This window comes from Rhizobacter sp. P2_H3 (assembly GCF_056403355.1).
The window spans coordinates 1-10,662 of sequence record NZ_JBFUFQ010000199.1 but is presented as its reverse complement, the minus strand read 5'-3'; the positions used below and the strand labels follow the sequence as shown (position 1 = coordinate 10,662).

The 10,662-nt window shown below is 68.4% G+C and carries 12 protein-coding genes and 1 pseudogene; 7 read left to right on the top strand and 6 right to left on the bottom strand.

Features of this window, described 5'->3' with window-relative positions; genetic code table 11:
• The first annotated feature begins 6 nt into the window (after positions 1-6).
• The 3 genes from AC1D1T_RS25395 to AC1D1T_RS25385 are packed head-to-tail and all read left to right on the top strand — an operon-like array spanning position 7 to position 2,129.
• A complete protein-coding gene (locus tag AC1D1T_RS25395) occupies positions 7-882 on the top strand; it encodes a DUF3034 family protein (protein WP_477992714.1) in 876 nt (291 codons plus the stop codon).
• 20 nt (positions 883-902) lie between these two features.
• A complete protein-coding gene (locus AC1D1T_RS25390; RefSeq protein WP_477828283.1) occupies positions 903-1,361 on the top strand; it encodes a group I truncated hemoglobin in 459 nt (152 codons plus the stop codon).
• A gap of 12 nt (positions 1,362-1,373) precedes the next feature.
• Positions 1,374-2,129, top strand: a complete 756-nt coding sequence (locus AC1D1T_RS25385) for a cupredoxin domain-containing protein (RefSeq protein ID WP_477828282.1) — start codon at positions 1,374-1,376, stop codon at positions 2,127-2,129.
• A 12-nt stretch (positions 2,130-2,141) separates the two neighbouring features.
• On the opposite strand, the gene AC1D1T_RS25380 is transcribed toward AC1D1T_RS25385, so the two are convergent.
• The 4 genes from AC1D1T_RS25380 to AC1D1T_RS25365 are packed head-to-tail and all read right to left on the bottom strand — an operon-like array spanning position 2,142 to position 5,705.
• Entirely contained in the window at positions 2,142-3,857 is a 1,716-nt protein-coding gene (locus tag AC1D1T_RS25380; protein WP_477841536.1) for a flotillin family protein, read from the bottom strand.
• 48 nt (positions 3,858-3,905) lie between these two features.
• Positions 3,906-4,535, bottom strand: coding sequence for a YqiJ family protein (locus AC1D1T_RS25375; protein WP_477841538.1), 630 nt, complete (start codon positions 4,533-4,535; stop codon positions 3,906-3,908).
• A complete protein-coding gene (locus AC1D1T_RS25370) occupies positions 4,532-5,203 on the bottom strand; it encodes a PspA/IM30 family protein (protein WP_477841540.1) in 672 nt (223 codons plus the stop codon). The genes AC1D1T_RS25375 and AC1D1T_RS25370 overlap by 4 nt, the downstream gene beginning before the upstream one ends.
• Positions 5,196-5,705, bottom strand: a complete 510-nt coding sequence (locus AC1D1T_RS25365) for a hypothetical protein (RefSeq protein ID WP_477992713.1) — start codon at positions 5,703-5,705, stop codon at positions 5,196-5,198. The genes AC1D1T_RS25370 and AC1D1T_RS25365 overlap by 8 nt, the downstream gene beginning before the upstream one ends.
• A 105-nt stretch (positions 5,706-5,810) precedes the next feature.
• Between AC1D1T_RS25365 and AC1D1T_RS25360 the strand changes: the two genes are divergently transcribed.
• Both AC1D1T_RS25360 and AC1D1T_RS25355 read left to right on the top strand, forming a co-directional pair.
• Entirely contained in the window at positions 5,811-6,731 is a 921-nt protein-coding gene (locus tag AC1D1T_RS25360) for a LysR substrate-binding domain-containing protein (protein WP_477992712.1), read from the top strand.
• Positions 6,732-6,891: 160 nt separating this feature from the next.
• A complete protein-coding gene (locus AC1D1T_RS25355; protein ID WP_477992711.1) occupies positions 6,892-8,028 on the top strand; it encodes an alpha-hydroxy acid oxidase in 1,137 nt (378 codons plus the stop codon).
• Positions 8,029-8,045: 17 nt separating this feature from the next.
• Here AC1D1T_RS25355 and AC1D1T_RS25350 read toward each other — a convergent pair whose 3' ends face one another.
• The gene (locus tag AC1D1T_RS25350) at positions 8,046-8,621 is read right to left on the bottom strand and encodes a hypothetical protein (protein WP_477841546.1); all 576 of its coding nucleotides are present in this window, start codon (positions 8,619-8,621) and stop codon (positions 8,046-8,048) included.
• Positions 8,622-8,757: 136 nt separating this feature from the next.
• A complete protein-coding gene (locus tag AC1D1T_RS25345; protein ID WP_477992710.1) occupies positions 8,758-9,660 on the bottom strand; it encodes a LysR family transcriptional regulator in 903 nt (300 codons plus the stop codon).
• Positions 9,661-9,762: 102 nt separating this feature from the next.
• Between AC1D1T_RS25345 and AC1D1T_RS25340 the strand changes: the two genes are divergently transcribed.
• Together AC1D1T_RS25340 and AC1D1T_RS25335 are read left to right on the top strand one after the other, a co-directional pair.
• Complete coding sequence (locus AC1D1T_RS25340; protein ID WP_047513143.1) at positions 9,763-10,404, top strand: NAD(P)-dependent oxidoreductase; 642 nt, start codon at positions 9,763-9,765, stop codon at positions 10,402-10,404.
• Between the two features lie 76 nt (positions 10,405-10,480).
• Positions 10,481-10,662 (top strand): annotated as a pseudogene (locus AC1D1T_RS25335) (peptidase S8); the annotation flags it as partial.

Sequence of the window (10,662 nt, the reverse complement as noted above, 5' to 3'; positions counted from 1 at the left end):
GCACCGGTGCTGGCCCAGAGCAGCACCTATGGCGGCAAGCTGCTGCTGACCGGCGGCGTCAGCAGCATCGACGGCGCGGCCGGCGGCGGCCTGACACCCTGGGCCGTGACCGGCGGCTACGGCACGACCCGCGAGTTCGGCGGCTCGGCCTTCGCGACCCGCGTGAAGACGCAGGACTACGGCCTGAGCGGCTACGGCGCCGCCGTGGCCTGGGACGATCGCGTCGAGTTCTCGCTCGCCCACCAGGACTTCGACACCGGCCCGGTCGGCGGTGCACTGGCCGGCGTGCTGGGCGATCCGTCGTTCAACGACCTGCGGCTGAAGCAGGACATCGTCGGCCTGAAAGTGCGCGTGGCCGGCGATGCGGTGCTCGACAGCGACAGCTGGATGCCGCAGCTCGCCGTCGGCCTGCAGTACAAGAAGGCCCATTCCGGGCCGCTGGCCGACGTGCTCACCGCGTTCGGCGCCAAGGACAGCGGCACCGATGTCTACCTCAGCGCGACCAAGCTGTTCCTCGCGCAGGGCGTGCTCGCCAACCTGACGCTGCGCGCCACCAAGGCCAACCAGAACGGCCTGCTCGGCTTCGGCGCGACCGACCACGACAGCTACCGGCTGCAGCCCGAGTTCTCGCTGGCGTACCTGTTCAGCAGGAACATCGCGGCCGGCATCGAATACCGATCGAAGCCCGACAACTTGCGCGACAACGCCGCACTCGGCGCCGGCGCGCTGAAGGAGGACGACTGGGCCGATGTGTTCATCGCGTGGGCGCCGTGCAAGAACTTCTCGCTGACCGCCGCGTACGTCGACCTCGGCAAGATCGTGCCGGGCGTCGTGACGCGCCGGCAGAGCGGCGCGTATGTATCGGCGCAGATCGCGTTCTGATCCCTGCCAGGAGACCCACGATGACCCGCATCCTTTCCACGCTGGCCCGTGCGCTGCTGCTCGGCGCGGCGCTCGCGGCCGGCGGCGCCCACGCCCAGACCGCCACCACCCCACCCGCCGACGACGCGCTCTACCAGCAGCTCGGCGCGCAGCCCGGCCTCGTGAAGCTGGTCGACGACTTCATGGTCCGGCTGCTGGCCGACCCGCGGATGAACCCCTTCTTCAAGGATGTCGACCAGGCCCACGTGAAGGCCGAGCTGGTCACGCAGTTCTGCGAGGTCGCCGGCGGCCCGTGCCGGCGCAAGGGCCCGGACATGAAGCAGGCGCACGCCGGCATGGACATCAACAAGAACAACTTCAACGCGCTGGTCGAGGTGCTGCAGCAGGCGATGCAGGCGCAAGGCATCGCGTTCACCACGCAGAACAAGCTGCTCGCCAACCTGGCGCCGATGCACCGCGACATCATCAACACACCCTGAACCCCACCACCCATGACCACGACACTGCAGCACACCATGACCGCTTCCCACCCGACCCTGCGCGCCCTCGCGCTCGCCCTGACCACCCTCCTCGCGCTGGACGCGCAGGCCGCCAGCGTGCAGGTCCTCGTGACCGATGCCGACGGCAAGCCGGCCATCGACACCGTCGTGCTGATCGAGCCGGCGATCAAGCCGCTGCTGAAGCCGCCGGCGGCGCCGGTCGTGATCGCGCAGGAGAACCTGCGCTTCGCGCCCTTCCTGACGGTGGTGCCGGCCGGCACGACGCTGCGCTTCCTGAACCGCGACAGCTACGACCACCACGTGCGCTCGGTGCCGAGCGGGCCGCTGGGCAGCATGCCGGCGGTGAAGAGCTTCGAGATCCGGCTGGATGCCGCGGAGTCGGCGCCGGCGGCTGGTGGCCGCGTTTCCGAGTACGGCGACGACAGGCCCACCGCACCGCGCGGCAAGAAGACCGGCAGCTCGCAGGCCGACATCAAGGTCGAGACGGCCGGCCCGATCGGGCTGGGCTGCCACCTGCATGCGTCGATGCGCGGGCAGGTGTACGTGACCGACACGCCGTGGTTCGCGAAGACCGACGAGAACGGCATCGCCCGCATCGACAACGTGCCCGAGGGCGCGGCGCAACTCGTGCTGTGGCACCCCGACCAGCTGCAGGACCAGCCGGCACAGCCGGTGCAGGTGACGGCCGAGGCGCTGAAGGCCGGTGGCAAGCTCAACTTCGTGCCGCGCAAGCGGCGCGGCGCCTGACCGCCACCGACCTCACGACGCGGTGTCGGCGTGCCGCGTCGGCGGCAGCATCGCGGCGATCGACTCGCTGATGCCGGTGATGCCCTGGTTGTTCAGGCCGGCGTCTTTCATCACCGCGTCGATGATGGGCTTGGCGATCTGGTACTGCAGTGCCGAGTTGACGACCTGTTCAGGGAAGGTGGCGGTGCCAGTACCGGTACCACCGCCGCCGGCCTGAGCCGATCCTGCCGCGCCGCCCCCCTCGCCGCCCTGGCCCAGGCCGTTGACCTGGAAGATGCGGATCGACTCGATCTGCTCCATCGGCTTGACCGCCTGCGCAATGATGTGCGGCAGCTGCTGCAACAGCTGCATGCGCACCTGCAGGTCGATCTGGGCCGACGACAGCGTGTTCAGCGCGTCGTTCAACGCGCGCCGCCCCTCGGCCTCGGCCAGCGCCGCCGCCTGGCGCGCCGCGGCCTCGATGCGGATCGCCTCGGCGCGATCGACCGTCGCGTCCTTTTCGGCCGCGGCAGCCACCTTCACCGCGATCGCCTTCTGCTGGGCATTCTTGTCGGCCTCGATCAGCTCGATCTCTTTCAGGCGCTCGGCCACCGCGACCTCGCGCGCCGTCGTCACGCCTTCTTCCGACTTCACCGCCTCGGCGCGCGCCGCGTTGGCCGCGGCATCGGCGTCGGACTGCTCGCGCGACTTGTTGGCGATCGCGATCTGCGTGTCCTGGCGCGCGATCTCGACCTGCTTGCGCTGCTCGGCGCGCTGCACCTCGGTCTGGCGCTCGCTCTCGATGGTGCGCGTCTGCACGGCGAGGTTCTTCTCGATCTCGGCCGCCTTGATCTCGCGCTCGGCGACGATGCGCTTCTGGCTCACCTGGCGCTCCGCCTCGATCTTCACCGTCTCGGCCTCGCGGCTGCGCTCGGCCTGCTGCTGCGCGATCTGCGCCATCTGCTCGGCACGCGCGATCTCGATCTCGCGCTGCTGGGTCAGCGTCGCGAACTCCTGGTCTTTCTCGATCAGCAGCTTCTGGCGCGATGCATCGAGGTTCTTGGTGCGCACCTGCATCTCGGTGTCCTGCTCGACGTCGTTGCGCTGCTTGCGGCGCGACTCGGTCTGCTCGGTCAGGCGCGTCAGGCCCTCGGCGTCGAAGGCATTGTTCGGGTTGAAGAACTGCTTGTCGGTCTGGTCCAGGCTGGTCAGCGAGACGGACTCGAGCTCGAGCCCGTTCTTCTCGAGGTCTTCGGCCACCGCGTTCTGCACCGCCTGGACGAACTCGCGGCGCTTGTCCTGCAGCTCCTGGATGGTCATGGTCGCGGCGGTCGCGCGCAGCGAATCGACGAACTTGTCCTCGACCAGCGCCTTCAGCTCGTTCGGGCTCAGCGTGCGCGCGCCCAGCGTCTGGGCCGCGGTGCTGATCGCCTCGGCGGTCTGCTTGACGCGCACGAAGAACGCCGCGATCACGTCGACGCGCATGCGGTCTTTCGTGATCAGGCTCTCGCGCTCGCGGCGCAGCACCTCGAGCTTGAGCGTGTTCATGTTCACCATCACCAGCTCATGGAACACCGGCAGCACGATGGCGCCGCCGTCCATGATGACCTTCTGGCCGCCCAGGCCGGTGCGAACGAACGCGGTTTCCTTGGTGGAGCGCTTGTAGAGCCGCGCCAGCACCAGGCCGATCAGCACGATCGCCAGCAGCGCAATGGCGGCGAGCACGCCGATCTCGATCAGACTGTTCATCACGACCTCCTCCTCGATGGATCCGAAACGTTGTGGGTGCCCCGCACGCTACATCAGCGTCGGGTGCGGGTTTGCGATCACTCTGTAGATACTGCCGACGCGCGACACCACCAGCACCTCCATGCCGTCGGCCAGCACCAGGCCGGCCACGTCGGGTTCGGCCAGGAGGAAATGGGCCCGGCCGTGCGCATCGCGCAGCCGCGCCTGCGAGGCCAGCCCTTCGCGGGTGGACGCGCTGGTGATGGTGGCGACCCGGCCGATGAACTCGCGTTCGCTGACGATGGAGCTTTCGTCGCGCGGGATGATCCGCCCGAGCGCGCCGCCGAGCAGGCGCACCGCCGCGATGGCGCCGGCGCCGGCCGGCAGCGAGGCGACCAGGCCCGGCAGGTAGGCGCCGCTGACGCCCGAGGCCAGCATCTGCACCAGGTAGCCGCAGATCGAGAAACCGGCCAGCAGCAGCACCAGCAGGATCAGCGTCGGCACCTTGCCCAGGTGCAGCCAGCCCAGCACGCCGTCCAGGCCGGCGTCGGAGTTGGGCTCGGGCAGCAGCGAGTGGTCGATCCACTCGCTCGGGCTGAACGACGACAGCAGGCCGACCAGCTCCAGCACCGCGAGACCGAGCATCACCACGAAGGCCGCGCCGAAGGGCACGGTCTGCTGTGCCGTCAGGAGGTTCATGCCTGGGCCGCCTTCAGCTTCATCAGGCGCTCCTCGATCTGGTTGTTCAACACCATGTCCTCCAGCTCCTTCAGTCGCGCGGCATGCTCGATCGAGGTACCGGCGGCGGCCGGCGACAGGCCGGTCTCGCGCTGGTAGATGCGGTCGAAGGCCGAGCTGGCCGCCTCGACCCTGCGCTCGCTGCTGCGCGTGGTGGCGGCATGCGCCGTGCCGCCGGCCACCGCCTTGCGCGAGGCGCGGAAGTTCTGCAGCGCCTCGGTCATCTCGCGGCGCTTGGCGAGCAGCGCGTTGACATAGCCGGTGAGTTCGGTCTCTTCGCCGGACAGTTCGGCCAGCGAGCGTTCGAGCACCGGGATCTGGGCCTCGATGTCGAGCTGGCGCGCCACCGCGACGCGGGCCAGGTCCTCGCGCGACTGTGCGATCGCCTCGTCGATGTGGGCCGACAGCTCGGTGTGGCGGCGGTTCAGCAGCGCGTGCTGTTGCTGCGCCAGGTGGCGGTTGGCCGCGGCGGTGCCCAGCTCGTGGCGCACCTCGTCGACCACCTTGTCGATCTCGCGCAGGGCCTGCTCCATCATCGCCTCGGGGGCGGTGCCTTCGAGCCGGTCGAGCAGTGCATGGGCACTGCCGACGATGACGCGGCCGACGCGCGCCTTCAGGGAATCAGCCATGGGGACCTCCTTGCTTGTCGTTGAGAAGCTGGGCGAGTTCGAGCGTGCTCTTCCAGTGTCGCCGCACCACGCCGGGATCGAAAGCCGATGCCTCGCTGGTCGCGCCCTGGCGCAGCAGGCCATTGGCCATCGCGAACAGGCGGCGCACCAGCGCATCTTCCAGTGCGCGCGCCTCGCCGGCATTGGCGGGGCGCGACGACACCACCAGCGCGAGCGTGGAAGTCAGCTGCTCCAGCGAGGCGGCCAGCAGGTCGGAGTGTCGGCCGGATTCGCGCTCGGCCGCCACCAGGCCGTCGCGCAGGCCGCCCATCAGGTCGCGCACCCAGGCATGGGCCGCGGCGTAATCGAAGGCACCGTCGTACTGGCRCTTCAACTGGGACAGCAGCACCCGCACCTTGTCGCTGTTGGTGGGCGCGCCTTCGATTTCCAGGCCGGCCAGCCAGAGGTAGATGTCGCCGGGCAATCGCGCGGACACCGGCTCCATGGACGAGGTTCTCACCATGACGCTTCCTTCGCAGTCGTTCTGTTGCGGCCCAGTGTATTCAAATGAATTCGTTTGTCAACGAACGAATTCGATGTGCAGGCGAGCGGCCTATCATCGCGCTTCATGAGCCTGCCCGACCTCCGCTACCCGTCGATCGACGGCCTGCGCGCCTTCGAGTGCGCGGCCCGCCTGGGCAGCTTCGAGCGCGCGGCCGATGAGCTGCATGTGACGGCGAGCGCGGTCGGCAAGCGCATCGCGACGCTGGAGGAACTGCTCGGCACGCCGCTGCTGACGCGCTCTGCGCGGGCGTTGGTGCTGACTCCGGCGGGCAAGGAGTACCTGGCCCAGGTCTCGACCGCGCTCGGCCTGCTGGCCGCGGTGCCGCTGCACCAGCGTGCCGCGCAGCAGGTGCAGCGGCTGCGCATCACGGCGCCGCCCACGTTCGCGCGGCAGATCCTGGTGCCGCACCTGCAGCAGTTCACCGAAGCGCATCCGCGGGTCGAACTGGAGATCGTGCTGTCGATCCCGTTCCTCGACGTGGTGGGCAGCGAGGCCGACATCGAGGTGCGCCACCTCGACGATGCGATGGGCGAGGCACCGCCGCTGATGCACGACGTGGTGATGGCGATGGCGGCGCCCTCGCTGATCGCGCGGCTGGCGCCGCTGCGCACGCCGGCCGACCTGGCCAACGCGCCCTTGCTGCGCACGCCGATCGAGCCGTGGACGCCGTGGTTCCGCGCGGCGGGCCTGGACTGGGGCGAGCCGACGCAGGGCACGAAGCTGGTCGACCTGGGGCTGACGCTGGAGGCGGCCGTCAGCGGCCAGGGCGTGGTGCTGGCAAGGCCGAGCCTCGCGCGGCCGTGGCTGGCGAGTGGCGCGTTGCGGCCGCTGTTTGCACTGGCGACGACGCCCACGCGGCAATACCGGCTGCTGCCGCATGCGGCCGACGGCGCGGCGGCGGAGTTTGCGCAGTGGCTGCGCGAGACCTGCGGCGCGGTGGCGAACGAAGCATTCGCCGAGGCGCGAGCGTTGGTGTCGGGTTAGTCCGGAAGATCTTTCCGATCGAGCAAGCGCCACACCCGACTAGCATGGCGGGCGCTCGCCCACCTCCGTTCGGGCTGAGCCTGTCGAAGCCAGCGCACCTCGCCGGCACTTCGACAAGCTCAGTGCGAACGGAGAACTACCCCGGATTTCAGGACCCTCCATGCCCGTGATCACCTGCATCGAAGACCTCCGCGTGCTCGCCGAGAAGCGCGTGCCGCGCATGTTCTACGACTACGCCGACTCCGGCTCGTACACCGAGGGCACCTACCGCGCCAACGAGAGCGAGTTCCAGAAGATCAAGCTGCGCCAGCGCGTGGCCGTCAACCTGGCCAACCGTTCGCTGCGCACGCAGATGATCGGTGTCGACGTCGCGATGCCGGTGGCGCTGGCGCCGATCGGCATGTGCGGCATGCAGCATGCCGACGGCGAGATCCTGGCGGCGCGCGCGGCCGAGAAGTTCGGCGTGCCGTTCACGCTGTCGACGATGAGCATCAGCTCGATCGAGGACGTGGCCGCGAACACCAAGGCGCCGTTCTGGTTCCAGCTCTACGTGATGAAGGACCGGGATTTCGTCGAGCGGCTGATCGACCGTGCCAAGGCCGCGAAGTGCGGCGCGCTGGTGCTGACGCTGGACCTGCAGATCCTCGGGCAGCGGCACAAGGACCTGAAGAACGGCTTGTCGGCACCGCCGAAGCCGACGATCGCCAACCTGATCAACCTGGCGACCAAGCCGCAGTGGTGCATGGCGATGCTGGGGACGAAGCGGCGCACCTTCGGCAACATCGTCGGCCATGTGAAGGGCGTGGCCGACATGTCGTCGCTGGGCTCGTGGACGGCCGACCAGTTCGACCCGACGCTGAGCTGGGCCGATGTGGAATGGATCAAGAAGCGCTGGGGCGGCAAGCTGATCCTGAAGGGGATCCTGGATGCGGAAGACGCCCGGCTCGCGGCCGACTCGGGCGCCGATGCGCTGATCGTGTCGAACCACGGCGGGCGGCAGCTCGATGGCGCCTTGTCGTCGATCGAGGCCCTCCCGGGCATCGTCGACGCGGTGGGGTCACGCATCGAGGTCTGGATGGACGGCGGGATCCGCTCCGGCCAGGACGTGCTGAAGGCCGTCGCGCTCGGCGCCAAGGGCACGATGATCGGCCGCGCCTTCATCTACGGCCTGGGTGCCATGGGCGAGGCCGGGGTGACGAAGGCGCTTCAGATCATCGCGAAGGAGCTGGATACGACGATGGCGTTTTGTGGGAGGACCGATATTCGCCATGTCAATCGCGCGGTGTTGATTCCCTGACCCCGCCCTTCTCGGAACTACTCCAGATCGGGGCTCGACACGACAGCCCGCATCAATTCAAGACCTTGTCGGACCAACGCCGCGTACTTCTGACAGTCGGCGTCGCTGGGCTTAACGCCGCGGGTTGAATCGGAGCTGATGGCAGTCAATCCTCTCCTGTTTTCCGAGTAGAACCTGTTCAAGGCTCCTATCGCAGCGAGCCGCTCACTGGAGCAATTTTCTTCATTTGATCCTTTCGCAAGCTCCGTCGCACTCGAGATAATCGTCGAGAAACTACGCAGGCAGCCGTTGCCACTCAGGTGATCGTCAAGCTCGTCGACATCCCAACTCAGAACATCGGCCAGGGCCGGTTCCATCATTTGCTGGGTGTCAATTTTCTGCAGAGCCCTCTGCATTTCTTGAAACAATACCCCAGAAAAACCCGATGTCGCTGAAAATTCTGTCTTTGATTGAACCTCTTGTTTGGCCCTTTCAGTATGCCCTCGCATACGCTGCCACAGATTCTTGACCTGCGCCCCACGAACTCCTCCCATCCACATTGAACCAGTATTCACAATCGCCGCAGCCACGTGCCATTTCTTGCCAACATTCATATTCGTACTACTCAGTTACTGCGAACCGCAAATCAATCGCCCAACCTGTCGGGCAAGGGCGGCCCGGAGCCTTGGTCACCAAGACCCGCGCTTCGATCCACGATGTGTTCATCCGAACGGTGAATCAACGGCCCTCTCAGACGGAGGCACCCGGAACCGCTTCCAGGTAAGCCTCCAACGCCGCCACCGCATGCCGCACCTTCGCCGGCTGCCCATCCCGCTGCGGCGTCACCGCCCACACCGGAATCCCCGGCACCTGCCACTCCGGCATCAGCTGCACCAAGCGCCCCGCGCGCAGGTCGTCGTCCACATCCGCCCGCGTCAGCAGCGCGATGCCCAGCCCGGCCAGGCACATCTGCTGCAGGCTCAGCTGGTTGTTGCTGGTGATGCGCGCCTCCAGCCGCAGCGACTCATGCTCGCCCTCGCCGCGCCGCATCTCGAACGACAGCGCCGTGCCGTCGCGTGACAGCACGATCCACTGGTGCGCCAGCAACTCCCTCGGCAGCTGCGGCGTGCCGTGGCGGTGCAGGTAGGCCGGCGCCGCGCACAGGATCCACGCGAAGCTGCACAGCCGCCGCGCGACATACGTCGAATCGGGCATGCGCCCGGCACGCAGCGCGAGGTCGATGCGCGCATCGATCAGGTCGATCAACGCGTCGTCCACCAGCAGCCGAAGCGTCAGCCCCGGGTGGTCGGCCAGCAGCGGCGCCAGCGCCGGTGCGATGTAGCGCGCAAAGCCCACCGGCGCCGAGATCCGCAGCTCGCCCACCGGTGCGTCGTGCGCCAGCGTCAGCTGCCGCCGCGCCTGCTCGGCGGCATCCACCATCGCCCGGCAGTGCTCGGCGAAGCGCGCACCGGCGTCGGTCAGCGTCAGCTTGCGCGTCGAGCGGTGCAGCAGCGTCACGCCGCTGCCCTGCTCCAGCGCGCGCATCTGCTGGCTCACCGCCGAGGTGCTCATGCCCTGCGCCCGCGCGGCGCCGCTCATCGAGCCGTGGCGCACCACCTCGGCAAACAAGGCCATGCGGCGAAGGTCATCCATGATCGTGAAGCCTGGCTAAAGAATGTTGTTCGAAATGAGCGACTGGTGCACCCATTGTGAAGCGCAGATCATCGCGCCATCGACAACTCCCAGGAACATTCCATGAAGATCGCCCTGATTGGCGCCACCGGCTTCGTCGGCTCCGAGGTGCTGAAGGAACTGCTGTCGCGTGGCCACCAGGTGACCGCGCTGGCCCGCACGCCGGCCAAGCTGCCCGCGCAACCCGGCCTGACGGTCGTCAAGGCCGATGCGCTCGACGCCGCCCAGGTGGCCGCCGCCGTCGAAGGCCATGACGCCGTGGTCGACTCGTACAACCCCGGCTGGAGCGAGCCGCGCATCCACGACGTGTTCCTGCAAGGCACGCGCGCCATCGTCGACGGCGTCAAGCGCTCGGGCATCAAGCGCGTGCTGATCGTCGGCGGTGCCGGCAGCCTGTTCGTCGCGCCCGGCGTGCAGCTGGTCGACACGCCGCACTTCCCCGCCGAGTACAAGCAGGGCGCGCTCGCCGCCCGCGAGGCGCTGAACCAGATCCGCGCCGAGACCGCGCTCGACTGGACCTTCCTGTCGCCCGCCGCGCTGCTCGCGCCCGGCCCGCGCACCGGCAAGTTCCGCATCGGCGCCGACGAGCTGCTGATGGACGGCGACAAGCCGGCCGGCCTCTCGGTGGCCGACCTCGCGGTCGCGATCGTCGACGAGATCGAAACGCCGAAACACATCCGCAAGCGCTTCACAGCCGCTTACTGAGTCCCTGGGTTTGCGGGGGTCGGCTCGGGCGCTCCTTCTGGAGACAATCCCTCCACAAACACAGGAGGGGTTTCACGTGTCCGATGTCTTGCGCGCCGATCTGGCGAGCCGCCGCTTTGTCTTGAAGGGTCTGAGTTCCGCCGTGCTGCTGGCCGTGGCGGCCTGCGGTGGGGGCGGTGGGGACGGCAGTCCCGCCCCGGCCCCGGTCGGCGGTACGCCGCCTGCCCCCGTGCCGCCGGCACCGGTTCCTCCTCCACC